Source organism: Microbacterium sp. NPDC089695 (assembly GCF_044749085.1).
In the GTDB taxonomy this organism is placed as follows: domain Bacteria; phylum Actinomycetota; class Actinomycetes; order Actinomycetales; family Microbacteriaceae; genus Microbacterium.
The window spans coordinates 1,631,501-1,657,745 of record NZ_JBIVHG010000001.1 but is presented as its reverse complement, the minus strand read 5'-3'; the positions used below and the strand labels follow the sequence as shown (position 1 = coordinate 1,657,745).

The 26,245-nt window shown below is 69.9% G+C and carries 25 protein-coding genes; 10 read left to right on the top strand and 15 right to left on the bottom strand.

Annotation, left to right across the window (positions count from 1 at the left end):
• Positions 1–19 precede the first annotated feature (19 nt).
• Together ACIPYT_RS08040 and proC are read right to left on the bottom strand one after the other, a co-directional pair.
• Positions 20–307: a DUF1905 domain-containing protein gene (locus tag ACIPYT_RS08040; protein WP_401072375.1), complete on the bottom strand. Its 288-nt coding sequence runs from the start codon at positions 305–307 to the stop codon at positions 20–22.
• Between the two features lie 3 nt (positions 308–310).
• Complete coding sequence (proC, locus tag ACIPYT_RS08035) at positions 311–1,150, bottom strand: pyrroline-5-carboxylate reductase (RefSeq protein WP_401072373.1); 840 nt, start codon at positions 1,148–1,150, stop codon at positions 311–313.
• A gap of 60 nt (positions 1,151–1,210) precedes the next feature.
• Here proC and ACIPYT_RS08030 point away from each other — a divergent pair, with 60 nt between their 5' ends.
• Entirely contained in the window at positions 1,211–2,182 is a 972-nt protein-coding gene (locus ACIPYT_RS08030) for a cation diffusion facilitator family transporter (RefSeq protein ID WP_401072371.1), read from the top strand.
• Positions 2,183–2,236: 54 nt separating this feature from the next.
• Here the strand turns inward: ACIPYT_RS08030 and tadA are convergent, their stop codons facing one another.
• Positions 2,237–2,695, bottom strand: coding sequence for a tRNA adenosine(34) deaminase TadA (gene tadA / locus ACIPYT_RS08025; protein ID WP_401072369.1), 459 nt, complete (start codon positions 2,693–2,695; stop codon positions 2,237–2,239).
• A 74-nt stretch (positions 2,696–2,769) separates the two neighbouring features.
• On the opposite strand from tadA, the gene upp reads away from it, so the two are divergent.
• Positions 2,770–3,402, top strand: a complete 633-nt coding sequence (gene upp / locus ACIPYT_RS08020) for a uracil phosphoribosyltransferase (protein ID WP_401072367.1) — start codon at positions 2,770–2,772, stop codon at positions 3,400–3,402.
• Between the two features lie 101 nt (positions 3,403–3,503).
• On the opposite strand, the gene ACIPYT_RS08015 is transcribed toward upp, so the two are convergent.
• Together ACIPYT_RS08015 and nadE are read right to left on the bottom strand one after the other, a co-directional pair.
• On the bottom strand, positions 3,504–6,977 hold the full coding sequence (locus ACIPYT_RS08015; RefSeq protein ID WP_401072365.1) for a TM0106 family RecB-like putative nuclease: 3,474 nt from the start codon (positions 6,975–6,977) through the stop codon (positions 3,504–3,506).
• A gap of 74 nt (positions 6,978–7,051) precedes the next feature.
• Positions 7,052–7,894 (bottom strand): ammonia-dependent NAD(+) synthetase, encoded by an 843-nt coding sequence (nadE, locus tag ACIPYT_RS08010; protein ID WP_401072363.1) that lies wholly within the window; start codon positions 7,892–7,894, stop codon positions 7,052–7,054.
• An 86-nt stretch (positions 7,895–7,980) separates the two neighbouring features.
• On the opposite strand from nadE, the gene ACIPYT_RS08005 reads away from it, so the two are divergent.
• Positions 7,981–8,538: a nucleoside phosphorylase gene (locus tag ACIPYT_RS08005; protein WP_401072361.1), complete on the top strand. Its 558-nt coding sequence runs from the start codon at positions 7,981–7,983 to the stop codon at positions 8,536–8,538.
• A gap of 18 nt (positions 8,539–8,556) precedes the next feature.
• On the opposite strand, the gene ACIPYT_RS08000 is transcribed toward ACIPYT_RS08005, so the two are convergent.
• From ACIPYT_RS08000 to ACIPYT_RS07985, 4 genes are all read right to left on the bottom strand, one after another.
• Positions 8,557–11,550, bottom strand: coding sequence for an AAA family ATPase (locus tag ACIPYT_RS08000; protein ID WP_401072359.1), 2,994 nt, complete (start codon positions 11,548–11,550; stop codon positions 8,557–8,559).
• Complete coding sequence (locus tag ACIPYT_RS07995) at positions 11,550–12,704, bottom strand: exonuclease SbcCD subunit D (RefSeq protein WP_401072357.1); 1,155 nt, start codon at positions 12,702–12,704, stop codon at positions 11,550–11,552. Before ACIPYT_RS07995 ends, ACIPYT_RS08000 begins: the two co-directional genes overlap by 1 nt.
• Positions 12,705–12,982: 278 nt before the next feature.
• Positions 12,983–13,450, bottom strand: a complete 468-nt coding sequence (locus tag ACIPYT_RS07990; RefSeq protein ID WP_401072355.1) for a DIP1984 family protein — start codon at positions 13,448–13,450, stop codon at positions 12,983–12,985.
• 54 nt (positions 13,451–13,504) lie between these two features.
• On the bottom strand, positions 13,505–13,744 hold the full coding sequence (locus ACIPYT_RS07985) for a GNAT family N-acetyltransferase (protein WP_401074776.1): 240 nt from the start codon (positions 13,742–13,744) through the stop codon (positions 13,505–13,507).
• Between the two features lie 395 nt (positions 13,745–14,139).
• Here ACIPYT_RS07985 and ACIPYT_RS07980 point away from each other — a divergent pair, with 395 nt between their 5' ends.
• The 3 genes from ACIPYT_RS07980 (at position 14,140) to ACIPYT_RS07970 (ending at position 16,166) form a co-directional block, all read left to right on the top strand.
• Complete coding sequence (locus tag ACIPYT_RS07980) at positions 14,140–14,844, top strand: winged helix-turn-helix domain-containing protein (protein ID WP_401072353.1); 705 nt, start codon at positions 14,140–14,142, stop codon at positions 14,842–14,844.
• 50 nt (positions 14,845–14,894) lie between these two features.
• Positions 14,895–15,851, top strand: coding sequence for a DNA-3-methyladenine glycosylase family protein (locus tag ACIPYT_RS07975; RefSeq protein ID WP_401072351.1), 957 nt, complete (start codon positions 14,895–14,897; stop codon positions 15,849–15,851).
• A 117-nt stretch (positions 15,852–15,968) separates the two neighbouring features.
• A complete protein-coding gene (locus tag ACIPYT_RS07970) occupies positions 15,969–16,166 on the top strand; it encodes a hypothetical protein (protein WP_401072349.1) in 198 nt (65 codons plus the stop codon).
• 24 nt (positions 16,167–16,190) lie between these two features.
• On the opposite strand, the gene ACIPYT_RS07965 is transcribed toward ACIPYT_RS07970, so the two are convergent.
• The 4 genes from ACIPYT_RS07965 to ACIPYT_RS07950 form a co-directional block, all read right to left on the bottom strand.
• Positions 16,191–16,946, bottom strand: a complete 756-nt coding sequence (locus tag ACIPYT_RS07965) for an ABC transporter ATP-binding protein (RefSeq protein ID WP_401072347.1) — start codon at positions 16,944–16,946, stop codon at positions 16,191–16,193.
• Positions 16,943–17,974 (bottom strand): iron chelate uptake ABC transporter family permease subunit, encoded by a 1,032-nt coding sequence (locus ACIPYT_RS07960; RefSeq protein WP_401072345.1) that lies wholly within the window; start codon positions 17,972–17,974, stop codon positions 16,943–16,945. The genes ACIPYT_RS07965 and ACIPYT_RS07960 overlap by 4 nt, the downstream gene beginning before the upstream one ends.
• A complete protein-coding gene (locus tag ACIPYT_RS07955; RefSeq protein WP_401072343.1) occupies positions 17,964–19,013 on the bottom strand; it encodes an ABC transporter permease in 1,050 nt (349 codons plus the stop codon). The genes ACIPYT_RS07960 and ACIPYT_RS07955 overlap by 11 nt, the downstream gene beginning before the upstream one ends.
• Before the next feature lie 75 nt (positions 19,014–19,088).
• A complete protein-coding gene (locus ACIPYT_RS07950) occupies positions 19,089–20,087 on the bottom strand; it encodes an ABC transporter substrate-binding protein (RefSeq protein ID WP_401072341.1) in 999 nt (332 codons plus the stop codon).
• A gap of 99 nt (positions 20,088–20,186) precedes the next feature.
• Here ACIPYT_RS07950 and ACIPYT_RS07945 point away from each other — a divergent pair, with 99 nt between their 5' ends.
• The 4 genes from ACIPYT_RS07945 (at position 20,187) to ACIPYT_RS07930 (ending at position 23,309) form a co-directional block, all read left to right on the top strand.
• Complete coding sequence (locus ACIPYT_RS07945) at positions 20,187–20,954, top strand: siderophore-interacting protein (protein WP_401072339.1); 768 nt, start codon at positions 20,187–20,189, stop codon at positions 20,952–20,954.
• A 46-nt stretch (positions 20,955–21,000) separates the two neighbouring features.
• Positions 21,001–21,402, top strand: coding sequence for a VOC family protein (locus ACIPYT_RS07940; protein ID WP_401072337.1), 402 nt, complete (start codon positions 21,001–21,003; stop codon positions 21,400–21,402).
• A gap of 126 nt (positions 21,403–21,528) precedes the next feature.
• Positions 21,529–21,849, top strand: coding sequence for a hypothetical protein (locus tag ACIPYT_RS07935; RefSeq protein WP_401072335.1), 321 nt, complete (start codon positions 21,529–21,531; stop codon positions 21,847–21,849).
• Positions 21,850–22,139: 290 nt separating this feature from the next.
• Positions 22,140–23,309 (top strand): RtcB family protein, encoded by a 1,170-nt coding sequence (locus tag ACIPYT_RS07930; RefSeq protein ID WP_401072333.1) that lies wholly within the window; start codon positions 22,140–22,142, stop codon positions 23,307–23,309.
• Between the two features lie 53 nt (positions 23,310–23,362).
• Here the strand turns inward: ACIPYT_RS07930 and ACIPYT_RS07925 are convergent, their stop codons facing one another.
• Complete coding sequence (locus ACIPYT_RS07925; protein ID WP_401072331.1) at positions 23,363–24,817, bottom strand: MFS transporter; 1,455 nt, start codon at positions 24,815–24,817, stop codon at positions 23,363–23,365.
• Between the two features lie 58 nt (positions 24,818–24,875).
• On the bottom strand, positions 24,876–26,207 hold the full coding sequence (locus tag ACIPYT_RS07920) for a M20/M25/M40 family metallo-hydrolase (protein ID WP_401072329.1): 1,332 nt from the start codon (positions 26,205–26,207) through the stop codon (positions 24,876–24,878).
• Between the last annotated feature and the right edge of the window lie 38 nt (positions 26,208–26,245).

The following is a 26,245-nucleotide window of genomic DNA, read 5'->3' as shown; positions in this document are numbered from 1 at the left end:
CTCGCCGCCGCGACCGATCTCAGGCATCGATGTCGAGGACGATCTCGACCGTATCGTCGACCCCGACGCGCTCGCGATCCCGCAGCGCCTTCTTGATCGGCACGATGTATCCGCCGTCCTTGGGCCACAGCGCCGTCGTGACGGTCGTGGAGCCGATCGTGACGGATGCCGGGATCATGCCCCATCCGTAGGTGACGACGCTCGAGATCTCACCGATCATCTCGCTCTCGGTCGGCGGCACGGTGACGAAATGGAACGGCGCGGGGCCGCGCCAGAACCAGATGTCGCCCGTGAAGCGCAGCCGCATGGGTCACTTCCCCGCCGCGAGTTCCCGGTTCCTGGCGAGGGCCGCCGCCGAGGCCTCGGCGAACGTGTCGGCGAGATGCGCGTCCTGCAGCACAGCGATCGCCCGCTCCGTCGTGCCCTTCGGGCTCGTCACACGTCGCCGCATCTCGGCCGGAGTCTCCCCCGAGGCCTCGAGAAGCGCGGTCGAGCCGATGAACGTCTGCTCCGCCATCACGCGGGCGTCCGCTTCGCTGAATCCCAGCGAGACGCCGACCTTGGTCCACTCCTCGATCAGCAGGAAGACGTAGGCGGGGCCCGATCCAGAGATCGTCGACAACGCGTCGATCTGCGACTCCGGCACCTCGATGACGACGCCGACGGTCTCGAACAGCCGACGGACGAGGGCGAGATCCTCGGCGCTCGCAGCGGCACCCGTCGCGAGCCCGGTGACGCCCTTGCGGATCGTCGACGGGGTGTTGGGCATCGATCGGATGACTCGCGCCCCGTCGCCGAGCACCTCGGCGAACGTCGAGAGCGTGACTCCGGCCGCGAGGCTCACCACGATCGCATCCTCGGCGAGCGCGGGCGCGATCTCGCGGAGGAGATCGGGGACCATGGCGGGCTTCACCCCGACGAGCACGATGCGCGCGCCACGAACGGCCTCGAGGTTGCCCTCGGGCGTCTCGGACAGCGCGATGCTCGTCACGCCGTCGAGGTCCGCGAACGCCGCGGCCTTCTCGGGCGTGCGATTCGTCGCCGTGATCCCCCCGTCGACGCGGATGCCGGACGCCACGACCCCGCGGAGGATCGCCCCTCCCATCGAACCGGCACCGAGGAACGCGAGAGAGGGGAGGGAGTCAGCCATGTCGTCATCCTACGGCGGGCGCACCCCGGTTCACCCGAGGGGTCGTCCTAGACTCGACGCATGAGTGCATCCGGCGGCAGCAAGGCGATCATCGCGGCGTTCCTGGCCAACCTGGGCATCGCCCTGGCGAAGTTGCTCGCATGGGCGCTCTCGGGATCCGCCTCGATGCTCGCCGAGGCGATCCACTCGGTCGCCGACTCCGGCAACCAGCTGCTGCTCATGCTCGGCGGGCGAAAGTCTCGGCGCGAGGCCGATCGCGCACACCCCTTCGGCTACGGCCGCGAACGCTACGTCTACGCGTTCGTCGTGTCGATCATCCTGTTCTCGCTCGGCGGCCTGTTCGCGATCTACGAGGGCATCGACAAGCTCACGCACCCGCACGAGCTCGACAAGACCTGGTGGTGGCTGCCGGTCGTCGTGCTGGTCATCGCGATCGGCCTCGAGTCGTTCTCGCTGCGCACCGCGGTCAAGGAGAGCAACCTGGTGCGCGCGAAGGATCAGTCGTGGGTCTCGTTCGTGCGCCGCGCCAAGGCGCCTGAGCTGCCGGTCGTGCTGCTCGAAGACGTCGGGGCGCTCACGGGTCTGACGTTCGCGCTGCTCGGCGTCGGGCTCACGATCATCACCGGCAACCCGGTGTTCGACGCCCTGGGAACGCTGATGATCGGCATCCTGCTTGTGATCATCGCGATCGTGCTGGGTGTCGAGACGAAGAGTCTCCTGGTCGGCGAGGGCGCCACCTCGGCCGATCACGATCTCATCGTCGACGCGATCAACGCGGGCGACGAGATCGAGAAGATCATCCACATGAAGACCCTGTACCTCGGCCCCGACGAGCTCATGGTCGCGGCGAAGATCGCGCTCAATGCCGACAAGCCGCTGCGCGAAGCCGCTGACGACATCGACGCGATCGAGGCCCGCATCCGCGAGGCCCTGCCGATCGCCCGGGTGATCTACATCGAGCCCGACGTGTACCGCCCGTCCATCGATCCGGAGCCTTCGACCGACGTGTTCGTGCTCAAGTCCTCGGACTGAGCGCCGCAGCTCCTGCGGCCACGGAGACTCTCCGCGGCCGCGGGCGGATGCCGGTCAGCGGCGCTGCTCGAAGAACGTGCGCAGCAGTGCGGTCGAGGCCTCGGCCTCGACTCCCCCGACGACTTCGGCACGGTACGGCAAGCGACGGTCGCGCAGCACGTCGTACATGGAGCCCGCTGCGCCCGCCTTGTCGTCCCACGCCCCGAAGACGACGCGGCCGATGCGTGACTGCAGCACGGCTCCGGCGCACATGACGCACGGTTCGAGGGTCACGACGAGTGTGTGTCCCTCGAGGTTCCATGACCCGAGCGATGCGGCGGCGCGACGCAGAGCCTCGACCTCGGCGTGACCGGTCGGGTCGTTCGTGTGCTCGCGGGTGTTGCGACCCTCGGCGACGATGTGCCCGGTCGCGTCGAGCACGACGGCGCCGACCGGGATCTCATCCGCAGCGGCCGCTTCGGCCGCGAGTTCCAGCGCGCGGCGCATGGCGGAGCGGTCGTCGACGGCGGTCATGCGTCGAGCCTACGCGCACCGGGTGCGCGCATCCCGATGTCGTGCACGGGGGCGCAGCGCATTAGCCTGTATCCATGCGTGTTCACGTCGCCGACCACCCTCTCGTCACCCACAAGCTCTCCGTGCTGCGCGACCACCGCACACCGTCTCCGGTGTTCCGGCAGCTGACCGAGGAGCTCGTGACGCTGCTCGCGTACGAGGCGACGCGCACCGTCAAGGTGAGCCCGATCGAGATCACGACTCCGGTCACCACCACCATGGGTGTGAAGATCTCGGAGCCGCGACCGATCGTCGTCCCGATCCTGCGCGCGGGCCTGGGCATGCTCGAGGGTCTCGTGAAGCTGCTCCCGACCGCCGAGGTCGGCTTCCTGGGCATGGTCCGCGACGAGGAGACCTTCGAGCCGACGACGTACGCCGAGCGCCTCCCCGACGACCTCAGCGACCGCCAGTGCTTCGCGATCGACCCGATGCTGGCGACCGGCGGGTCTCTCGCCGCCGCGATCCAGTTCCTCTTCGACCGCGGCGCGAAGGAGGTCACGGCGATCTGCCTGCTCGGCACACCGGAGGGCGTGGCTGCGATCGAGGCCATGGTCGGCGACCGCGACGTCACGCTCGTGCTCGGCGCCCTGGACGAGCGCCTCAACGAAAAGGGCTACATCGTGCCAGGTCTCGGCGATGCCGGCGACCGCCTGTACGGCACGGTCTGATCACGAGCCGGATTCGTCGGTATCTGCCGGTTCGACGCCGATTCGTCGGTTTCTTCCGGTTCGGCGCCGATTGGTCGGAATGGGCGCGGCTGTCTCGTTGATCACTCGTCCGCCGCACCCACGAGTCGGGCGAAGGCGCTCAGTCGGGCCACGCCCTCGGGGGTACGCGGGAGGTCGTCGAGCAGCGCAGGCGAGTGGATCAGGTACGCCGCGACCTGCGCGCGCGAGATCGCGACGTTGAGGCGGTTCTGCATCAGCAGGAACTCGGGCCCGCGCGGTGCGTCGCGCCCGCTCGATGCGGCGAGCGAGGTGATCGAGACCACCGCCTCCTTGCCCTGGAAGTTGTCGACCGTGCCGACAGGGACATCGGGGAACCCGCCCTGCGCGAGCGCGTCGAGCACCAGCTGCCGCTGCGCGTTGTACGGCGTGACGACGATGATGTCCGTCTGCTCCAGGGGCCGTGTCGTGGCCCCGGGATCATTGTCGGTGAAACGCCTGCCGATGAGATCGTGCACGAGCGCGACGACCTGCTGCGCCTCTTCCGGCGATTGCGTGGCGTTGCCGCGATGGCGGAGCGGGATCACGTGGAGCCCGGGGTCGACCCCCTCGAGCGTGCGGTTCTCCGCGCCCGGCGCTGAGGCGAGACGCCCCGCGTAGGACAGCACCGACACCGGCGACGCGACCGACGGATGCATCCGCCACGATTTCTCGAGGAAGTAGCCGTATTCGGGCCGCACGACGGCATCACCGTTCATGACCCAGCCGAGTGCCGAGGTGTCGACGGGCTCGGGATGAGCGCCCTGACTCACCTGCGGCAGCTGCTGGGGATCGCCGAGGAGCAGCAGGTTCTTCGCGCCGGCGGCGACGGCGATCGTCGACGCGAGGGAGAACTGACCCGCCTCGTCGACGACGAGGAGGTCGAGCCCCGCTCGCTCGACGCGCGTGGTGTTGCTGAAGTCCCAGGCGGTGCCGCCGACGACCACTCCGCGACCGTCGTTCTCGGCGAGGAATGACGCCATGCCGCTCTTCGGGATCACGGTGTACACCGGATCGGACGACGGATCCTTCGGAGCCTTGCCCACCTGAGCGGCCGGTACGCCGTGAGCGACGACACGGTCGAGCAGATGCTCGATGATCGCGTGCGACTGAGCCACGACGCCGATGCGGTACCCGTGCTCGTTCACGAGCCGCGCGATGACCCGCGATCCGGTGTAGGTCTTGCCCGTCCCGGGAGGGCCCTGCACGGCGAGGTAGCTGTGGTCGAGGTCGAGCACGGCGCGAACGATCGCATCGACGGTGTCGCCGCTCTTCGCGGGCAGCCCCTCTCCCGAGCGGGTCCGCGGCGGGAGCCGTCTCAGGATGTCGGTCGCCGCGTCCCGCGGATGCGACGGTGCCGCGCCATGGACGGCGTCGGCCCACTCGTCGATGGCCCCCTGCAGCGACACGACCCGCGGCGGCGCGGCGGGGGTGAGCGCGAGCGGGAGCTCGTCCCAGGTCTGCCCCTGAACAGCGGTCTCGGTGATGACGTATCCGTCATCGAGCACGCCCGTGACCGTCACGGTATGGGGCACGTGCACGGCCCTCGACGGGATCTCGGTGTCGAACGGAGCGGGCACCTCGTACAGGGCGAACGGCTGCGCCCCGTCGCCGAGCGTGGTTCCGGGCGACACCTCGCCGCGGACCTCGATGTCGCGCGACATCACACGGCGACCCTCGCCCACGCTCCACTCGCGCACGACGGTCGATGAGGTGCGGTCCACGCGCACGACGTCGCGCGTGCTGTCCCACATCGTCACCGGCTCACGCAGACGCTGGAAATGCGATACCCAGAAGCTCTTCGCCTCGCGCGGGAAGTAGTCGATCGCGGCGGCCGCGATGCGGAACAGCTCTCCGTCGCCGCCGTCGGCCACGTCGCGCTCGGCGTCCGCGAGCAACGCCACCGAGCGAGGGGACGGCTCGTAGATGACCTCGTCGGGCTCATCCGGCGGCGCCGGGTGCACGCCCTCACGACGGGCGATGTCGATGAGCCAATCGCGCAGGCGTCGGGTCGACACGCAGTCGTAGCGGTTGTAATCGGCCAGATCGGCGAGAACGGCATCCGCATCGGCCTGCTCCCCCGCCGCCGCCAGTTCGCGCGCGGCGACGTACTGGACGATGGAATCGTCGCCCTTCTGGACGTCGCTCGTGCGGACGTCGTCGCCCATGTACAGCGGCTCGAGCTTCTTGATCGAGTACGACCGCGACCCGACCCGCACGGTTCGCAGCACGAGCGGGTACAGGTCGACGAAGACGCCCTCCCTCAGCAGCCGATCGACCTCCCCCTCGCGCACGCCGTACCGGGCCGCCATCGCGACGAGATGCGAGGTCTCGTACGGCGCATAGTGGTAGATGTGCATGCCGGGGTGCGCGGCACGACGGGCGGCGACGAAGTCGAGGAAGCTCTCGAAGGCCTCCCTCTCCGCCGCGAAGTCGTGCGCCCAGAGCGCCGAATACTGGTCGGCGTTGTCGACCCAGCCGAACAGGTAGTCGAGACCCCAGTGCGCCTGCCCTTCGGGAGCGGGTTCGGTGTAGAGCGGGTCGCCCTCGAAGTCGAAGAAGATGTCGCCGAGGCTCGGCACGGGAAGCGTGTGGATCGCGGCGGCGTAGTGCACGTCGTACGTCGGCACGCCTTCGGCATCGGCGCGGAGCTGCAGCCGGGCCTGGGCACGGAGCGTCTCGAAGGTGTCGGCGTTCATGCCGTCGGGTGGGGTGGTGGCCGCCGCGAGGGCGTCGATCGTCTCGATGCCGGCGCTGCGCAGGCGGGCGCGCTGCACCGGCCGCATCCGGGCGACCATGAGCAGGTCGCGGTGCGCGACGACCTGCTCCTCGCAGGTCGCGCATCGCCCGCATGCGACCACCTCGAGGTCGCCGCGGTCGTCGCCCCACGCCAGCGCCGCCTCGGGGCTCGGGTCGTCGATGCGCCGATCGGCGATGAGCGCCCGCAGTCGCGCGCGACGAACGCGGAACAGCGGCAGCAGGTCGTCGACGCGATGTGTGCTGAGGCTGCCGTCGCCGAGGATCAGGTCGACCTCGTCGGATCGCGCGACACCGAGCCGATCGAGCTGGTCGACGTATGCCGCAAGCTGCATGAGCGCTGTCACACGCGCCGTGCGAGCGAGTTTGGAGTCCTGCACCCGCCAGCGGCCGTCGGCGTCACGGGCGAGGAAGTCGGCGAAGCCGACGAACTCCTCGGTCGAGAACGCCGCCTGGAAGACGATCCGAGCATCCGACCCGAGAGCGCCGACGGTCTCGTCGACCGCGGCGGTGAGCGCCACGGCATCCACCGAGGAGACCTTGTCGATGCGGTGCACTGCCGCGTCGCCGAACTCCGCCACGTACCGGTCGAGCACGTTCTGCTCGTGCACGTCGCCGAGCCGCGCGGCCCGGGCGAGCGTCGCGTCCTCCGGCTCATCGACCGCGGGCACGCGGCCGAGCTTCGCGTCGATCGCACGGCACCACGCGAACTCGCATTCTGCGGCGGCCTTGAGGTCGCTGGCGCTCCAGATGACGCGCTGCGCCTGGGTGTCGATCCGCACGATTCTCCCGTTCCCTCGGATGCTTCGACCCTAGCCGTGGCATCCGACATGGGCGTCGGATCAGAGGGTGCGCGTCAACGCCACCACGTGTCGTCCGGCGTGACCGGCAGGTTGCGCTTGTGCTGGGTCGCGAGATAGCGCGATTCGATGCGTCCGGCCACCTCCGGGTCGACGGTGCGCCCCTCGAGGAAGTCGTCGATCTGCTCATAGGTGAGTCCGAGCTCGTCTTCGTCGGCGCGTCCGGGCTGGCCGTCGAGCAGGTCTGCCGTGGGCACCTTGAAGGCGAGGCGCTCGGGCGCCTCCAGGTGCAGCAGCAGCGAGCGCCCCTGCCGCTTGCTGAGTCCCGAGAGCGGCAGGATGTCGGCAGCACCGTCGCCGAACTTCGTGAAGAAGCCCGTCACCGCTTCGGCCGCATGGTCGGTGCCGATCACCAGCATCCCGTCGTGTCCCGCCAGGGCGTACTGCGTCACCATGCGCACTCGGGCCTTGATGTTGCCGCGGTTGAAGTCGCTGATGTCGCTCGTGACGGCGAACTCGATGTCCTCCTCGACACCGTCGACGCCGTTCTGGATGTTCACCTCGACCGAGGCGTCGGGAGCGATGAACGTCAGCGCCTCCTCAGCGTCGGCGGCGTCGTGCTGCACCCGGTACGGGAGGCGCACCGCGAGGAACGACGCCTCACCCCCCTCGGCGCGCACACGCTCCACCGCGAGCTGCGCGAGACGCCCGGCGAGCGTCGAGTCCTGGCCACCCGAGATCCCGAGCACGAAGCCCTTCGCACCGGTCGCGCGCAGATAGTCGACGAGGAACCGGACGCGGCGCTCCACCTCTGCTTCAGGGTCGATCTCGGCCTTCACGCCGAGAGCTTCAGAGATCTGCTTCTGCAGGGACACGTGATCCTCCGGTCTACTCGCCATCAGTATCCTCCCCCCAGTGTTACATCGGGATGACACCGGCCGCACGCCTGGCGTCCGGTCGCCGGGGCGGGTGGGAGGATGGTGGGGTGAGACTTCTCGTCGCCGCCATGGCATCCGAACTCGAGGCATTCCCCGACGACCTGCAGGGCTTCGATCAGCTCGTCACCGGCGAAGGGAAGATGCAGGCGACCTACGCGCTCACCCGCGCTCTCGCCGCGAACGACTACGACGAGGTCGTCGTGGTCGGCACGGCCGGGGGCATCGACCCCGACCTCGATGCGGACGTGCACGAGATCGGGAGCGCGCTTCAGCACGACGTGTTCGATCTCGACGGCGTCGCCGGTCAGCACGTCTCGCTGCCCGCCCGGGTGTCGACCGGCCACGAGGGCGTGCTGATCGCGACGGGAGACAGCTTCGTCGGCGACGCCGGCATCACCGCGGTCATCCGCCCCTCCGGCGCCGGACTGGTCGACATGGAGACCTACTCGTACATCTGGGTCGCGCAGCAGTTCGGGGTGCCGATCCGCGCATTCCGCGCGATCTCGGATCGCGCCGAGGACGGCGCCCTCGTCGACTTCCGGGCGGCGATCGCGCGATGCAGCGTGCAGCTTCGCGAGGTCATCCGCCGGGAGTACGGCGTCTGACCGCGCCTCGGGTGGCCGTCACCGCGCCTCGATGACGCTCGGCCCGTGCGGGGTCGCCCGCACGGAGAGCTGCGCCGGGATCTGCTCCTGCATGGCTTCGACGTGGCTGATCACTCCGACCGTGCGTCCTCCCTGCCGGAGCTCGTCGAGAGTGCGCATCGCGACGTCGAGCGTGTCGCCGTCGAGTGAGCCGAACCCCTCGTCGATGAACAGGGTGTCGAGACGGATGCCGCCGGCTCGCGCCGTCACGACCTCGGCGAGTCCGAGGGCGAGGGCGAGGGAGCTGAGGAAGGTCTCCCCTCCCGACAGCGACTGTGCGGGGCGCGTCTGCCCCGTGTAGGAGTCGAACACCACGATGCCCAGCCCGGAAGCGGCGCCGCGCGCAGCGAGCGCATCGGAGTGCCGCAGCTGGTAGCGCCCCGTCGACATGTCGTTGAGCCGACGGTTAGCGGCCTCGACGATCTCCTCGAGCTCGGCCGCGAGCACGAACGTCTCGAGCGTCATCTTGCGCGTGTTCGCGCCACGCCCCGCGATCGCGTCGGCGAGCCCTCGCAGCACCTCGAAGTCCGCCGCCCCTTCGGCGGAGCGCGCGTGAGCCGCCTGAGCGTCACCCAGGAGGCCGTTGAGACGCTCGGCGACGCCCGCCGCCCGCTCGGCCTCGGTGACGGCATCGGTCCACCGGGATCGTGCCTCGATCGCGCGGGCCTCGACCGGCGCGAGGTCGATCGGCTCCTCCGGCAGCGTCCGCAGTTCGAGGGGCAGCAGGATCGCGCGCTCCGTCTCACGCTGCACCGCGTGCCGTGTGATGCGTTCGTCGAGAGCATCCTGCACGGTGGGCGACCGCAGAGCTCGATCCGCCTCCTCGGCATCCGCGAAGGGCGAGCCGTCGAGCGCGGCGGTCTGCTCGGACTCGGCGGCGCCCGCCGCATCGGTCCGACGCTCGAGCTCCGCCACCGCGTCGAGGACCGCGCGAGCCGCGGCGATGTCGGCGTCCGCCTGCGCGAGACGTTCGGCGACGGAGGGGTGCGCACCTCGCGCCTCGACGACCGCCTCCTTCGCCTCGCTCACACGCTGGGCGAGCAGCGCCTGGGCCTCGCGGACCTCCGCCAGCGCCGCCGTCGCGGAGTCGCGCTCGGTGTCCAGCGCCGCGGCGCGCGCCAGGAGGTCTGCGATGCGCGCGTCGAGTGCACGGACGCGCTCGACCGCGGCGACGGCGAGCTCATGCTGCCGCGCACTCTGCTCCTGCTCGGTCGTCGCCGTCTCGACGTCGCGGCCGTCGGCCTTCGTGCGGGCCGCGACGAGCGCCGCGCGCACTGCGGAGAGGCGCTCCGCCACATCGCGCTCCGCGGCGGCGGCGGCATCGCGGCGGGCCTCGGCGTCGGCGACGTCGGCGGCCGACACGGGGTCGGCGTGGAGGGCGGGGGCCGGATGCTCGTGCGCGCCGCACACGGGGCACGCCTCGCCATCCTGCAGCTCGGTGGCGAGCTCTCCCGCGAACCCGTCCAGGCGGCGTCTCCGCAGCCCGGCGAGCGCGTTCTGCCGCTCCGCCAGGGTCGAGCTCGCCTCCGCGAGCAGTCGCTCGGCCGTCTGCTCGTCGGTCTCGAGGCGGGCGGCCTCGACGGCAGCCGTGAGCCGTGCCGTCGCGGCCGCGGCTTCGGTCGCGCGGACCTCCGCCCGGTCGGCCGTGTGCTTCTCCGCGTCGCGCTCGCGACTCACCTCGGCCTGTCGCGCCGGGAGTCCCTCGCGCTCGGCATCGACAGCTGCGACGCGCGCGGTCGCCGTGGTGACGGCTTCTCCCGCCCGGTCGAGTTCTGCCTCAACGCTCGGGAGGGCACGTTCGACCTCGACGGTGCGCCGCCACACGCCGGTCTCACGGGTGCGCTCGGCGGCCCATTCCCCGAGGTCGCCGGCCTCGATGCCCCGTGCGGCCCAGTCCCGTCGCGCCTGCGACTCCGCGTCGCGCGCGACATCTCGGGCAGCGGCGGCACGCGCCCCGGACGCGATGACGGCGCGCAGCGCCTCGGCCTGCCGCGCCTGCGCGAGCTCCTCTCGCGCCGCCGCGATCACCGGCTCCTCGGCGTCGAGAGCCGCGAGCGCTGCCCGGGCGCGGTCACGCTCCCGCTGATCCCGGCGCTCTTCCCGGGTGGCGGCGAGCGCGGCATCAGCCTCCGTCGACTGACGCTCCGCGTCGGCCCGCTCCGCGGATCGGCGATCAGCCCGGTAGTCCGCACGGGCACGGGCACGATCGAGGTCGTCCAGCCGCTCCTCGGTCGAGCGCAGAGCGTCGGACCCCGTCTCCCGCGCCGGCGCGTCGTCGGCGTCGGCGTCTGGTTCGGAGGCCGTCGCCGCGACCAGCCGCTCCGCCTCATCGAGCCGAGCCTCTACGGCGGCGAGCCCGGCACTGAGCTCGTGCTCCGCGGCACGGCGTCGCTCGTCGAACCGCACCTGCACGTCTTCGAACCGCTCGGTGCCGAACAGTCGACGCAGGAGGGCCTGGCGGTCGCGGCTCCCGGCGAGCAGGAACTCGGAGAAGCGGTTCTGAGCGAGGAGGATCACCTGCAGGAACTGCTCGCGACTGAGCTGCAGGATCTCGTCGAGCTCGTACGCCGCCTCGCGTTCCTTCGCGGCGAGCCCGACCCACTCACCGCCGACCATGGTGTCGAGCTGCACGGCGGACGCCTGCGTCGTCATGCCGCCGCCGCGGCGCTTGGGTCGCTCGTACTCGGGCGAGCGGCGCACGCGGTAGCGGCCGGCCGGTGTGCTGAACTCGACGACGACCTCTGTGGGGTCGTCGGGTTCGCAGTGGTCGCTGCGCAGACGCTTGTCTCCGCCTTCGTACCGCGGCACGCCGCCGTAGAGCCCGAAGCACACGGCGTCGAGGATGCTCGATTTGCCGGCGCCCGTACGCCCCTCGATCAGGAAGATGCCGTCTTCGGCGAAGGCGTCGAAGTCGACGGTCTGGCGAGTGCGGAAGGGGCCGAACCCCTCGACCTCGAGCCGATGCAGCTGCATCAGATCAGCGCATCCGCGCGCACGCGGTCGTCAAGCACCTCGCGGATCAGCTCGCTCTCACGCTCGCTCGGTCCGTGGCCGGCGCGCACATGCTCGAGGAACGCCGCGATGCGCTCGGTGTCGGTGACGGCGCCGCGCAGACGCTCGACGTACGAGCGTTCGGTCGGCTCCTCGGCGGAGTCGGGCCGGTGCTGCACCATCGCGCAGAACGGGTAGCTCTCGCGTAGCCGGCGCATCGGCTCGGTCTGGGCGAGCGCGTCGGTGTACACCGCGCACACCCAGTCGGCGGAGTGCGCAGAGACGTTCTCAGCGGAGAGGATCTCGTCGAGCGGGCCGGTCAGCGTGACGAGGCGACGCGGCACGGGGAGCTCGAGCCATCGCACGTCCGCGAGCCCCTCGGCGTCGAGGTCGACGAGCCAGGATCCTCGCGGCTTGTTCTGCTCGCCGAAGCTGTAATGCAGGGGCGCGCCGGAATAGCGCACGCGCTCGCTCACCTGCTGGCGACCGTGGATGTGGCCGAGCGCGACGTAGTCGGGGCCGTCGAAGACCGCGAGCGGTACGACGTCGAGTCCGCCCTGGCGGACCTCGCGCTCGAGGCCGACCGTCGCGTCGACGCCCGCGGCGAAGCAGTGAGCGATCGCGATCGAGCGACCCGGGTGCGCTGCCATGCCCGCGCGCACCAGATCCATCGCGTGAGCGAGGGTCTGCGACTGCGTGCGCAGCTCGACGTCGGTCCAGTGCTGACGCACGAGCGCCGGCTCGAGGTAGGGGATGCCGAAGAACCGCACGGGGCCGTGCTCGTCGTCGATCGTCACGGGTTCACCGACCGCGAGTGGATCGGTCAGCACATGGATGCCGTCGCGCAGCAGCCGCGCCTGGAAACCGAGGCGCGCGGCGGAGTCGTGATTGCCGCTCGTGACGACGACGCGCGCGCCGGTGTCGCTCAGGGCGACGAGCGTTTCGCTCAGCAGCGTGTACGCCGGTCCGGCGGGTGTCGCGGAATCGAACACATCGCCCGCGAGAACGACGACGTCGACGGCGTTCTCCCGCACCTGCGCGGTGAGCGCACCGAGGACCTCGGCCAGCGCGTCCATGGTCGAGCTGCCATGGAACGTGCGACCGATGTGCCAGTCGGAGGTGTGCAGGATCCGCATACTCACACGGTACGAACCACCACCGACATTCGGTCCGAGGCGTGCCGCCGACGGCCGAGACGGACGCCCAGGGCCCGGAGGAGGGAGCGGAAGGTCCCCTGACCCACCCTCGTCACGACGGTCGGCACGCGGTGATGCGTGGTGCGCGGTGCGCGATCACCTGTGCGGCGTGCGGGGCTGCGCGATGCGATTCACGGGCTGCCCTCCGCCCTGCAGGTGCCGGACGTGCCCCTCCGGCTGGGGTTGTGCCCGCCCCGTCGTGACTACCGACTTCCGCTCTACTCCTCCAGGTCGCTCGTCCAGTTGGCCTGCTGGATCCGGTTGTCGAGCTCGCGCAGTTCCCGCGCGGTCTCGTCCGCTCGCGAGCGCAGCGGCCCGACAGGCAGCGCGGCGAGCTGCCGCAGCTCGGAGCGCATCTGCCGGAATCCCGGCACCCCGCCGCCGGATGCCGCCGCGGCGGCATCCGCAAGGAGCGAGTGCTGCAGACGCAGCACGTCGCGCGCCGCGAGAGCGTCCGTCATGGTGCCGTCCGCACCGAGGTCGAGCCGCGCGTTGGTCGCGTTGATGCGGCGGATCAGATCGCGCAGGTGCGCGAGCGCCTCCTCGGCCTCGACGAGCAGGGCGGATGCGTCCTCCGCGGGCTCCTCACCCTCCTGGTACCGCGCGTTGGCGGTGATACGCGACCGCAGCTGCTCGATGCGGCGCTGCAGGTCGGCTCGGGCGGTGAGTGCCTCGGCGAGTCTCATTCCCTCATCCTCGCAGGATCGCGGCCTGTAACACAGCGTCACATGCCGCGCGCATCAGCGCGAGCGCAGCAGGTAGGCGTGCTCGGGGTGCGCGGCGAACCAGTCGGCCACGTACCAGCACACCGCGTCGACCTTGCGGTCGCCGCGCGCCTCGATGTCGGCCACGGCCCCCTCGACGACGACGCCCGCGTAGCCGTGGCCCCGGAAAGTCGGGATCGTGAAAGCGCGGGTCAGCGCGATGGTGCGGCCGTCGTCACGGTAGTCGAGCACGCTCACGAGCTGCCCGTCGCGCATCAGCGTGTAGCGCGACGCGTCCTTCTCGTCGGTCAGGAGGAAGCCGGAGGCGAGGGTCGAGGAGGTCACGCGACCACGTTACGCCCGTGCGCGGGGGCGGGCTCCGTTTTGACACGCCCGGACTTCTTCGGTAATAATCCCCCCATGACTACCAACGCAAGCCCTTTGTCCGCCCAGGAGGCGAACGGGACTGCCGGGATGATGATGCCCGGTCGCGTTGGCATGTGTTGCCGAATGTGTCGCTGAACGAACAGCCACTCCGCCTGACCTGATCTGTCGCGATCTGCGGGATCCGGGTCACCGAGCATCCACCCTTGCTCGCTTCTCTGGCTCGCCCGGTCATTCATGCAACGCATCCGAGCCTCTTCGGCTCACGTCCTGAGGACTTCATCATCATGTCGAACACCGCCCTTCTCGAGCGTCCCTCCACTGTCGCCGCCGTCCGCTCCTCTCCCGAGCCGACCGCCGCAGCCCCGCTCGCAGCCGATCTTCCCGCCGTCCGCTCGCCGCGCGGCTTCGCCCTCTATGTCGGTCTCGACGAGATCAAGGCCGCCGAAGCCGGCGTGAGCCTCCCGCTCCTCGTCGACGCCCTGCGCCGCACCCTCGCCGAGCTGGCCCCCGGCGCCGAGACCCACGCGACCGTGGCTCTCGCGCCGCACGGTTCGGGCGGACGCGACCTCGACGTCGTGCGACTCGCGCTGCACGAGCCCGGCGCGATCGCTCGCACCAAGGCCGCCGCCGAGGAGGAGACCACCGACGAAGAGGGCGGCGTCGTCGTCGACATCTCCCGCAAGCGCGTGCTCATCGACGGCGAATCCGCCGCATTCACCTATAAGGAGTTCGAGCTGCTGCAGTACCTCGTGCTCCGCGAGGGACGCACGATCGAGCGCAGCGAGCTCGTGTCGGCGCTGTGGCAGGCGCAGGACGACGAGACCCCCGGTGAGCGCACGATCGACGTGCACGTGCGCCGACTGCGCGCCAAGCTCGGCCGCTACGAGGACATCGTCCGCACGGTGCGCGGCATCGGATACCGCTTCGACCGGCACGCCGACGTCGTGATCCGGTACGGCCACGGCACGCCTTCGCCCGACCGCTTCTGATCCGCAGGCGCGCACGTCCGGGTGTCGGCCCCGCCGCGTAGGGTGGGCGCATGACTCTCGCGCACGATGCCTCCGCCGCCGCGGCGCCGTCGTCGCCGCGGTTCGAGACGTCGTATCGCCCGCCGCATCCTCTCGATCTGCGTCGCACGGTCGGCATGCTTCGCCGCGGACCCGGCGACCCGACCATGGTGTTCGACGGGCCGGTGATCTGGCGTGCCCTGCGCACCGCACACGGCTCCGCGACGATCGCTCTCCGCGCCGTCGGTGACGAGGTCCGCGTGTCGGCATGGGGCGAGGGCGCCGAACTCGCCCTCGACCTGGTGCCGGCGCTCTGCGGAGCCGGCGACGACGACTCGGGGTTCGACCCGAGTGGGCATCCGCTGATCGCCGAGGTCGCCCGGCGCACCCCGGGCCTGCGCCTGGCCCGCACCGACGAGGTGTTCGATGCGCTCGCCTGCGCGATCCTCGAGCAGAAGGTCACCGGGCTCGAGGCCTTCCGCGCCTGGCGACTTCTCGTCACGAAGTTCGGCCGCCGCGCCCCCGGTCCCACACCGCGCCCGATGCACACGGCGCCGACCGCCGCCGAGTGGATGCTCGTGCCGTCGTGGGAGTGGCATCGCGCCGGCGTGCAGCCTCCGCAGTCGAAGACGATCGTGCGCGCGGCCGAGCGCGGCGACCGTGTCGCGAGAGCGGTGCGCGCCGCCGCCACCGGAGACGAGCGCGAACGCGTGCTGACCAGCCTCCCCGGGGTCGGTCCGTGGACGTCGGCCGAGACCCGCATCCGCGCGCTCGGCGACCCCGACGCGGTGAGCGTCGGCGACTACCACCTGGCCCATGAGGTGGGCTACGCCCTCACGGGTCATCGCACCGACGACGACGGGATGCTGCAGCTCCTCGCACCCTGGGCCGGACATCGCCAGCGCGTCATCCGCCTCATCTACGCCAGCGGCGTGAGCGAGCCGCGTCGCGGGCCCCGGATGACCCCCGCCGATCACCGCACACGGTGACCCCCGTCGCGCCTCTGACGAGCGACCGCCCCGCCGGCGATTCCGGACGGCGATCCCCGCCGGCGGCCCCGGCCATCCGCGCGCGCGGCGACGCCGACATCCGTCTAGGCTGACGCCATGTCCCGCACCGCGCTCCGCCTCTCCGTCACCCTGGGCCTGCTCGTCCTCGGCATCGTGATCGGCCTGATCTTCCAGAACGTGTGGCTCGGCATCCTGCTCGCGGCGATCGTGTGGCTGGGATGGTTCCTCGGCTACGAGTCGCGTCGCGGCCGCAACGCCGGCGTCAACGACGAGGACCACGGCATCGAGCTCTGACCCCGCTACGCGAGCGGTGAGCTGTCAGTAGTAGACGGCGAGCGGTCCGGACGGTCCGTCCACGACCTGCACAGGGGTGTCGAAGACCCGCGTGAGCACGTCGTCGGTCATGATCTCGGCCGGGGTTCCGAACTCGACGATCTCTCCGTCCTTCATGGCACAGATGCGATCCGCGTAGTGTCCCGCGAAGTTGATGTCGTGCAGCACGATCACGATCGTGCGTCCGAGCTCCTCGGCCGCACGACGGAGGTGCTTCATCATCTGCACCGCGTGCTTCATGTCGAGGTTGTTGAGCGGTTCGTCGAGCAGCACGAACTCCGTGTCCTGCGCGAGGACCATCGCGACGTAGGCACGCTGGCGCTGCCCGCCGGACAGCTCGTCGATGAAACGCTGCTCGAGCTCCGTCAGCCCGAGGAAGTCGATCGCCTCGGAGATCTTGTCCTCGTCGATCTGGGTGAGCCGCCCTCCGGAATGCGGGTAACGGCCGAAGCCCACCAGCTGACGCACGGTGAGCCGTGTCACGAAGTGGTTCTCCTGCCGCAGGATCGAGACGATCTTCGCGACCTGTTTCGACGGCGCCCGGTGCACGTCGAGACCCGCGACCTCGACCGTCCCGGCATCCGGCGAGAGGAGACGGCCGATCATCGTGAGCAGCGTGGACTTGCCGGCGCCGTTCGGCCCGATCAGCGCCACGACGCCGCCCGCGGGCAGATCGAGGGTGATGGGTCCGATGGCCGTCTCGCTGCTGTAACGGTGGACGAGGTCTCTGACGCGGATCACAGGCGTCCCTTTCGGAGGATGACGACGAGGAACACGAGGCCTCCGATCAGCTCCACGATGATCGTCACGGCGCTGACCAGCGTGAACACGTGCTTGAGCAGGAAGTAGGCGAGCCCGAGGGCGACGAAGCCGAGCAGCCAGGCGACCGGGAGCAGGAGTCGGTGGTCGTAGGTGTCGGCGATCGCGTACGCGAGGGTCGCGACGAGGAACCCCAGGAACGTCATCGGACCGAACAGCGAGGTGCTCATGGCCGACAGGATCGCGACGAGCGTCAGTGTGACCATCACCTGCCGTTTGTGGTTCAACCCCAGGTTCGTGCTGATGTCGCGCCCGAGCGCGATCAGGTCGAGTCGTCTCGACAGCATCCAGATCGCGCCGCCGGCTGCGGCGCAGACGGGGATCACGAACCACAGGAAGTCGGTGTTCGCATTCGCGATGCTGCCGAAGAGCCGCGCTGTGAGCACGTCGAACTCGTTGGGGTCGAGCATCTGCTGCAGGAAGGTCGACAGCGCGCCCATGCCTGTGCCGAGGATGATGCCGATTAGGAGCATGACATGCAGGTTGCCGAACCGACCGGACAGCAGCCACGAGTACAGCAGTACCGCGAACACCACCATCAGCACGGACTGCAGCACGAACCGGGTGAACGGATCGAAGCCGGAGAGCCCGGCGACCCCGAAGAAGAAGACGATCGAGGTCTGGATGAGCACGTACAACGACTCGAACCCCATGATCGACGGCGTGATGATGCGGTTGTTGGTCGCCGTCTGGAACGCGATCGTCGCGAACGCCTGGCAGAACGTGACGATCGCGATCACGAGCACCCCGGACACACGCATCCGCGAGATGCGCAGCCACCGCTCGCTGAACGGCGCGTACGGATTGTCCCAGCACAGCAGCAGGGCGGTGACCACGAGAGCGCCGACGATCAGCGCGGCCAGCACCAGTCGGTAGCGTCGCCGGTGCGCGGGGTCGGCGAACGACCCCGCGCACCGCGGTTCCCGGCGGAGGGCGATGTCAGCGGACACGGGTCCTCCTTGCTCTCAGGAGCATGACGATGAACACGGCCGAGCCCACGACGCCGAGCACGAGGGCGATCGGCACCTCGAAGGGCATGATGATCGTGCGGCCGATGAGGTCGCAGATCGTGACGATCCAGATGCCGGTCAGGAAGACCCACGGCAGGTTCGACCGCAGGTCGTCGCCCCGCACCATGGCGACGAGGTTCGGCACGATGAGGCCGAGGAACGGCAGGGCGCCGATGATCACGGTCACGACCCCTGTGGTCATCGCCACCAGTCCGACGCCGAGCAGCACCACGCGCTCGTAGTGGAGTCCGACGTTCGTCGCGATGTCGCGGCCCAGTCCCGCCACCGTGAACCGGTCGGCCGCGATCACGACGATCACCGAGACGGCCAGCACGATCCACAGCGGCTCGTAGCGCCCGATCTCGATGCCGGTGAAGCGGCCCATGAACCATCCGCCGAGCACCTGCAGCAGGTTGAACCGGAGGGCGAGGAACGTCGAGACGGCACTCACCACGGCGCCGAGCATGATGCCGACGATGGGCACGATCAACGACGATCTGAGCGTCACGCGCCGCAGGAAGGCGAAGAACACGAGAGTGCCCGCGAATGCGAAGGCGATCGCGATCGCCATCTTCTCGAGGATTCCGGATGCCGGCAGCAGGATGTACGTGGTGAGAAGGCCCAGCCCCGCCCACTCGGTCGTTCCCACGGTCGTCGGCTCGACGAAGCGGTTCTGCGTCATCAGCTGCATCACGAGGCCGGCCATCGCCATGCTGGCCCCGGCGAGCACGAGCGATGCCGTGCGCGGGATGCGTGTGATCCACAGGAACTCGCGTCCTTCGCCGTCCGGCGCCGTGATGTCGGCGACGCCGGTGAGGATCGACACGGCGATGAGACCGACGGTCAGCACGATCGCGATGAGGAGGGGCCAGGTGCGCGCCCAGCGGGAGCGGGTGCGTCGTGGCTCCGACGCTCCCGCGAGCGCATCGGTCTGGGTGACACGGCGTGGCGACGCGCCGGTCGGGGTCGTCGGGGTCACGGTTCTCTCCGGACGTGGCGGGGCGCCGCTGCCGCGTCGGGGCGACGGGCAGCGGCGCTCGGTGGGGTCAGCGCGTCAGGCCGACTCGAACAGCTCGGTGAGTCCGTTCAGGACCGCGATGTACGCGAACACGTCCTCGGTGAGGTAGTAGTCGGCGGGCATCACGGAGATGGCCTCGTTCTGCACGGCGGGGACGGCGGCGAGCGCGGCCGAACCGGTGATGAGGTCGAGTGCGGGCACGACCGTCTGCCCCTCCTCCGACACCGCGGCGTCGCGATCGAGCACGAGCAGGTAGTCGGCGTTCGCCTGGGCGAGCGCCTCGAGCGATACGTTGTCACCCGTGTGATCCGCCGTGCCCTCGGCGTCGAGCGCCGGCGTCATGCCGACCAGGTCGAAGAAGATGCTGGAACCGCGTCCGTCGGTCGGGTTGGAGTAGTTGATCTCGCCGCCTGAGGTGACCAGACCCATGACGGTCTTCTCGGCGTCGTAGGCGCTCTTCGCCTCGTCGAGCGCGGCGTGGAAGTCGTCGATCAGCGCCTCGGCTTCGTCCTTCTTGTCGAAGACCTCGCCCATCAGCGTGAGGCTTTCGACGATGAACTCGTCGGCCGACTGATCCTCCGGTCCGGTCATGTCGATGAAGGCGGCGTCCGGCGCGGCCTCCTGCACGCCCTGCGCGTTCTCCTCGCTGCTGAAGCGATAGCCGTTGATGACGAGGTCGGGATCGGCGGCCACGATCTGCTCGAAATCGGGCTCGGTGTGCAGGCCGATGTTCAGGATCTCGTCGGAGTCCTTCAGCGGGTTCTCGGGGCTGAAGAGGTCGAGCGGTGCGACGGAGACGGGGAGGCCCCAGTCGGCCGCGATCTGGAAGAAGCGGTTGTCGGTGATGGCGACGCTGTCGGCGCTCTCGATCGTGACCTCGTTGCCGGCCAGATCGGTCACCGTGACGGGGTAGTAGTCGCCGGATGCCGTCGACGTGTCGGCGTCGGCGGTGTCGGAGGATGCCGCGCAGCCTCCGAGGGCGAGGATGCCGACGAGGCCGATGCCGGTGGCGGTGATGAGTCTGGGCACGGACATGGAGAAGCTCCTGTTCTGCGGTATGGGTCGCGCACGATCGGCGCGGGAGGTCGGACTTAGGCTCACCTAATCCGTTGCTCAGTAGGTTAGCCTTACCTTATGACCGATGTGAAATCCGGCTTCTCGATCGAGCGGCGAGGGCATGACCTGCGCTTCCGCACCGTGTCGCTGACGGCCCGGGAATGGCTCGCTCCGGACTACGTGCGCGTGCGCCTGACCGGCGACGACCTCCGCGGCTTCGACTCCCCCGGGGCCGACGACCACATGCGACTGTTCTTCCCGACCGGCCCCGTCTCGTCGATCGACGAGCTGCGCGCGGCGCCGAGCCGCGAGTACACGCCGCTCGCCTGGGGCGACGACTGGCTCGACGTCGAGTTCGCGGTGCACGGCGACGCCGGGGTCGCGGCTCCTTGGGCTGCGACAGCACCGTTCGGTTCGTCCATCGGCGTCGGCGGCCCCCGCGGGTCGGCCGTGATCAGCGGGACGCCCGGGGCGTGGTTCCTCGTCGGCGACGAGACGGCGATCCCCGCGATCCGACGGTTCGCGGCAGCGATTCCGCTCGAGACTCCGGCACGCATCGTGGTCGAGACGGTGTCGGCCGGACGCGAGGTCGAGATCGACGCCCCGGTCGAGGTCGAATGGCTGCATCGCGGCGACGCCGCATCCGGGTCATCACTCGTCGCGTTCCTCGAGCGTCTGACGGCCGAGGATGCCGTCGGAAGCGATCCGTTCGTCTTCATCGCCGCCGAGCAGACGGTCGTCAGGCCCGGCCGCGCTCTGCTCGATCGATGGGGCGTCGACCCCGCGAACGCGGTCGTCAAGGGCTACTGGAAGCGGGGCGCAGCCGAGTATCACGCGCCGCACTAGGAAGGGATGCTGGCCCGATGTCGGGGTCGCCTGGAAGACTTCGGTCATGGCACTCCTCGATCACCTGGGCATCACCGTCGACGATCTCGAGCGCGGGAGGCGTCAGTTCGACCCCGTCCTCTCCGCCCTCGGCTACGTGAGCGGTGGCGAAGACGATCACGCGATCTCGTGGAACCACGGCGACGAGACCGAGATCATCCTGTACACCTGGGACGACGACCCCACGCCGCACCGGCACGGACGCGTGGGCTGGCAGCACATCGCGTTCGCACTCCCCTCTCGCGAGGAGGTCGAACGCCTGCACACCGTCGCGACGGACGCGGGCTGGACCATCGTGCGCGAGCCGAAGGAGTACCCCCGTTACTCGGAGAGGTACTACGCCTCGTTCGTGGAGGACGCCGACGGCATCCGCATCGAGTTCATGTTCAATCCTCCACGCGAGAGCTGAGCGCCACTGCCCCTGCACAGGTTCGTCTCCGACCGCGTTCTCCCCGGATCGTGGAATCCCGGAATCCTGTGGGCGCCCACCCTGGCAGACTCTCCACATCGATGCGACGATCGGAGGATGGGGTTCATGAACGACGCACAGATCTGGACGGTGATCGGCGTCTTCAGCACACTCCTGTTCAGCATGATCGGCATCGTGTCGACCCTGTTCGTGAGGATCCTCCGCGCCGAGATCGGCGGGCTCCGAGGCGAGATGGTCGCCGAGATCTCCGGCCTGCGCGCCGAGACCACCGCCCGTTTCGACGCCGTGAACAGTCGGTTCGACGCCGTCGACAGCAAGTTCGACGCCGTGCACAGCCGCATCGACGCGGTCGGGGTGCGCATCGACGGACTCGACCGCGATGTGCAGGCGTTGGTGAAGCGCACCTTCGGACTCGACCGCGAGTGACCCCTCCGCTCGCTTGACGCCCGGGCGTGTCGTCCCCTACTGTGGCAAAGCTGTGCCGATCGGCGCAGCACGCCAGCCGAGGAGACGACGGATGACCGCCCTGCGGAATCTTCCCATCGCAGCGGTGTCGATGTTTCAGCAGAAGCACGATGACCGCTACGAGTCGTACCCTCCGGCGCGCGCCGTGTGACAGCATCCGCTCTCGCAACGCCCCGCACCGTCAGGTCCGGGGCGTTTTCCGTGTGGGAGACCCCTGACCTGTGACTGGACACATCACAAGGAAAGGAATCATGGAGAGGCTCTCCGCACGGCTGCTGTCGTGGGCGTCGCTGATCGACGAGAAGACGCTCGATCAGGCGCACACCACGGCCCGCATGCCGTTCATCCACCCGCACCTGGCGCTGATGCCGGATGCGCACCTCGGCAAGGGGGCGACGGTCGGCTCGGTCATCCCGACGCTCGGCGCGATCATCCCCGCCGCCGTTGGTGTCGACATCGGCTGCGGCATGATCGCCGTCCGCACCGCGTTCACGAAGGCCGACCTCGACGGTCGCGACCTCGCCGAACTGCGCGAGCAGATCGAGCGCGCCATTCCGCTGTCGGCCGGCCGGTACAACCGGAAGATCGTCGCGACCGCGGAGCCGAGGATCGCCGAGCTCGAGCAGCTCGCCGAGAAGAACGGCTTCGACCCCGCAGCGTACGCCGGCAACTGGCGGCTGCAGTTGGGCACGCTCGGCTCGGGCAACCACTTCATCGAGGTGTCTGTCGACGAACTCGACCGGGTGTGGCTGTTCCTGCACTCGGGATCGCGCGGCGTCGGCAACAGGATCGCCGGTCACCACATCGGTGTCGCCCAGCGGCTCGCGAAGCAGTGGTGGATCGACCTGCCCGACCCCGACCTGGCCTACCTCGTCGAGGGCACGTCGGAGTTCACCCGGTACATCCGGGAGCTGCGGTGGGCTCAGCGATTCGCGCTGCTGAACCGCGAGGAGATGATGGACCGCGTCATCCGGCAGGTCTCGGAGTTCCTCGGTGCACCGGTCGAGGAGCAGGAGCGGATCAACTGCCACCACAACTTCACCGAGTCGGAGAAGCACTACGGGAAGCAGGTGTGGGTGTCGCGCAAGGGAGCCATTCAGGCGGATGCCGGTCGGCCCGGGCTCATCCCCGGTTCGATGGGCACGGCCTCCTACGTGGTCGAGGGCCTCGGCGACCCGCAGTCGTTGAACTCCTCGCCGCACGGTGCAGGACGGGAGTACTCCCGTTCCGCGGCGCGGCGCACCTTCTCGCACGAGCAGCTGCGCGCCGCGATGGAGGGCATCGAGTTCCGTGACACCGACGCGTTCATCGACGAGATCCCGCAGGCCTACAAGCCGATCGACCGGGTGATGGCGGATGCCGGGAGCCTGGTCGCGATCCGGCACACGCTGCGACAGCTCGTCAATGTGAAGGGAGACTGAGTGGGGGTGGGCGACGTCCGACGTCGTCCACCCCTTTCTCCGCCGGAGGGCCGTCAGCCGACGGGAGTCGCCGCGGCTCCGGCATCCGTGCGGTCGGTGAACGCCGTCTTCGGCACGAAGACCAACAGACCCGCGGCCACCAGCGCCGTGACTCCGCAGACCACCCACACCGTGACGTAGCCGGCGAAGGATCCGGCGGTGCCCTCGACGGCGCCGGCCGCTCCGTTCAACAGCGCGATGCCGAACACGCACGAGGCGATCGCGCCGCCGACCGTCTTGACCGAGTTGGTGAGTCCGGTGGCGACTCCGGTCTGCGTCGCCGGCGCTGCAGACGCCGCAGCGGCCGGTAGCGCGGCCACGAGGGCACCGGATCCGAGCCCCACCACGACCATGTTCGTGATGACCTGCCCGTACGTCGCGTGGAACGGCAGGAACATCAGGAACCCGACGCCCACGAGCAGTGATGCCCCCATGAGGGTCAGTCGCGGGGTCAGCGCGCGGGCGACGACCGGGAACAGCAGCGCTCCCGCGATCATCGCGATGAGGTAGATGCCGATGATGAGCGACGTCGCGAACCCGGTCGTGCCGAGCCCGTAGCCGTATACGCCGGGATCCGTGCGCGCGAACGTCGACAGCGGCGCCTGCGCGCCCAGCACGCTCACGCCGAAGAGTCCCGCCGTGAGGAACACGGGGCCGAGTGCGGGCGATCGGAACATGCGCACGTCGATCACCGGGTCGTCGCAGCGCAGCTCCCACAGCACGAACGGGATCACGAGCAGGATGCCGAGAAGCACGACCGCCCACGACCACGGGTTCACGAGTCCGCCCTCGAGACGCAGCAGGCTGAGACCGCCCGTGAAGCAGATGAGCGCGAGCGAGATCAGCACGACGCCGACCGTGTCGAAGACGCCACCGGTCGGATCGGGCGACTCCGTCACCCCGAACAGGATCACGAAGAAGCAGACCACGATCAGCACCGCCGGCACGAGGAGGACGACGGTGAGCGGAAGCACGTCGATGAGCGCGCCGCCCGCGAGGGCGCCGATGATCGCACCGGCCTCGAGCGCCGCGACGAGGAGGCCGGCCGCCTTCGCGGTGATCGAGGCGCGACCCTCCATCCGCCGTGACCGCGACCAGATCAGGGCGATCTCGAGGGGCAGCCAGACGACGTAGAAGCCCATGAGCGTCCACGCCGCGAGGAACACGGCGAACGAGTCCGTGAACGGCAGCACCAGAGCGGCCGCGGCCGTGAGCGCGGTCGAGATCAGCAGCATCCGCTTGTGCCCGACCATGTCACCCAGCTTCGCGAACGCCGGGACCACGAGGGCCGAGAGCATCAGCTGCGTGCCCTCGAGCCAGTTGACGTCGGCGTCGTGGACGCCGAGATGCCGGGCGATGTCGCTGAGCATGGGCGTGTAGTAGCCCTGGAGCACGCCGCTCGTGAACTCGACGAAGGCGAGGAAGCCGACGACCGCGGCCAGGGTTCCCAGAGTTCGGGTGCGCGTCATCGCGGCTCCTCGGTGACAAGGCTGGTCCGTGCGCAGGCGCGCCCGGATGGGGGTGAGATCACCCTAGTCGCTCGAGGAGAGACCGATGGAACCGCTCTCCGCGCTCGAGTGCGGAGACCTCCACGTGCTCGTCGACGCCGTGGATCGACGCCCGCTGCGCGTTCGACATGTCGAGCGGCGCGAAGCGGTAGACGGCGGGCGAGAACCGGTGGAAGTGCCGGGAATCGGTCGCGGCCATCATCACGTACGGTACGGCGGGCACGCCGGGGTGCGAGTCGGCGAGGGCGGCCTCGAGGAGGGTGAACTGCTCGTTGTCGACCGCGGACTCGGGGGACGGAGCGCTCGCCTCGACCACCGCGACCGTCACGAACGGATCTCGGATGCGACGACGCACGCGCAGCACGGTCTGCTGCGTGGTCTCCCCCAGCGCGATGCGGAGGTTGACGGTGGCGGACGCCTGCGACGGCAGGACATTGGCCGCGGTGCCACCGGACTGCATGGTCGGCGCGACGGTCGTGCGCACGAGAGCGGCCGGCTCTCCCCCGAGGAGGGCGAACACCCGGGCGGTGAGCCAGGGCGCAGCGCCGAGCACGCGCAGCAGATGACGCGCGGGCCCCGGCGTGTGGTCAGCGAGTCGGGTCAGCATCCGTGCGATCGCGATCGAGGGCCTCGGACGGAACGTCGTCGGGCCGAGCCTGTCGATCGCGCGCGCGACTCGACGCACCGCGGTCAGCGCCGGCGGCGCCGAGGCGTGCCCGCCCTCGCCACGCGCGGTCAGCGTGAGCGTCATCACCCCCTTCTCCCCCACGCCGATCATGGCGGCACGGCCGGGAACGAACGGGAGCGGAGCATCGACGACGGCCCCGCCCTCGTCGACGACCAGCCACGGCACGATGCCGCGGTCACGCAGCACGCGCGCGATCTCCTGCGCCGCCCGACCGTAAGTCTCCTCGTTGCCGCCGAACGACAGATACACGTCGCGCGCAGGCGTGAAGCCCTCCGCGAGCAGGTTCTCGACCGCCTCCAGGACGGCGATGAGCGGCCCCTTGTCGTCGAGCGCCCCGCGTCCGTAGACGATCCCGTCGGCGATGACCCCGGCGAACGGCGGATGCGTCCAGTCGTCGCTCTCGTCGACCGGCACCACGTCGTAGTGCGCCATGAGCACGAGTGGCGCGTCGGCATCCGCTCGCCCCCGCCAGCGGAACAGCAGTCCGAAGTCGGTGTGCCGCTCGAGGGAGAGGTCCGCGTGCACGCGGGGGTAGAGCTCGGCGATCAGCGCGACGAAATCCTCGAACGGCTCGGGACCCCGTTCCGCGAGCTCCGCCGACACGGTGGGCAGCTGGATCATGCGGGAGAGCCGGTCGGCGATTCCGGGGCGGGGGACGGTCACGCGGCCATCGTATCGTCGGGCACGGGCACGACGACGCG

Excerpts from the sequence above, each read along its gene's own strand:
- ACIPYT_RS07975 (WP_401072351.1), top strand. The coding sequence starts at position 14,895 with ATGACTCTCGCGCACGATGCCTCCGCCGCCGCGGCGCCGTCGTCGCCG.
- ACIPYT_RS08000 (WP_401072359.1), bottom strand. The coding sequence starts at position 11,550 with ATGCAGCTGCATCGGCTCGAGGTCGAGGGGTTCGGCCCCTTCCGCACT.
- ACIPYT_RS07945 (WP_401072339.1), top strand. The coding sequence starts at position 20,187 with ATGACCGATGTGAAATCCGGCTTCTCGATCGAGCGGCGAGGGCATGAC.
- ACIPYT_RS07940 (WP_401072337.1), top strand. The coding sequence starts at position 21,001 with ATGGCACTCCTCGATCACCTGGGCATCACCGTCGACGATCTCGAGCGC.
- ACIPYT_RS07925 (WP_401072331.1), bottom strand. The coding sequence starts at position 24,817 with ATGACGCGCACCCGAACTCTGGGAACCCTGGCCGCGGTCGTCGGCTTC.
- ACIPYT_RS07935 (WP_401072335.1), top strand. The coding sequence starts at position 21,529 with ATGAACGACGCACAGATCTGGACGGTGATCGGCGTCTTCAGCACACTC.
- ACIPYT_RS08030 (WP_401072371.1), top strand. The coding sequence starts at position 1,211 with ATGAGTGCATCCGGCGGCAGCAAGGCGATCATCGCGGCGTTCCTGGCC.
- tadA (WP_401072369.1), bottom strand. The coding sequence starts at position 2,695 with ATGACCGCCGTCGACGACCGCTCCGCCATGCGCCGCGCGCTGGAACTC.
- ACIPYT_RS07985 (WP_401074776.1), bottom strand. The coding sequence starts at position 13,744 with ATGCGCGACGGGCAGCTCGTGAGCGTGCTCGACTACCGTGACGACGGC.
- ACIPYT_RS07990 (WP_401072355.1), bottom strand. The coding sequence starts at position 13,450 with ATGAGACTCGCCGAGGCACTCACCGCCCGAGCCGACCTGCAGCGCCGC.
- ACIPYT_RS07970 (WP_401072349.1), top strand. The coding sequence starts at position 15,969 with ATGTCCCGCACCGCGCTCCGCCTCTCCGTCACCCTGGGCCTGCTCGTC.
- upp (WP_401072367.1), top strand. The coding sequence starts at position 2,770 with ATGCGTGTTCACGTCGCCGACCACCCTCTCGTCACCCACAAGCTCTCC.
- nadE (WP_401072363.1), bottom strand. The coding sequence starts at position 7,894 with ATGGCGAGTAGACCGGAGGATCACGTGTCCCTGCAGAAGCAGATCTCT.
- ACIPYT_RS07950 (WP_401072341.1), bottom strand. The coding sequence starts at position 20,087 with ATGTCCGTGCCCAGACTCATCACCGCCACCGGCATCGGCCTCGTCGGC.
- ACIPYT_RS08040 (WP_401072375.1), bottom strand. The coding sequence starts at position 307 with ATGCGGCTGCGCTTCACGGGCGACATCTGGTTCTGGCGCGGCCCCGCG.
- ACIPYT_RS07930 (WP_401072333.1), top strand. The coding sequence starts at position 22,140 with ATGGAGAGGCTCTCCGCACGGCTGCTGTCGTGGGCGTCGCTGATCGAC.
- proC (WP_401072373.1), bottom strand. The coding sequence starts at position 1,150 with ATGGCTGACTCCCTCCCCTCTCTCGCGTTCCTCGGTGCCGGTTCGATG.
- ACIPYT_RS07980 (WP_401072353.1), top strand. The coding sequence starts at position 14,140 with ATGTCGAACACCGCCCTTCTCGAGCGTCCCTCCACTGTCGCCGCCGTC.
- ACIPYT_RS07995 (WP_401072357.1), bottom strand. The coding sequence starts at position 12,704 with ATGCGGATCCTGCACACCTCCGACTGGCACATCGGTCGCACGTTCCAT.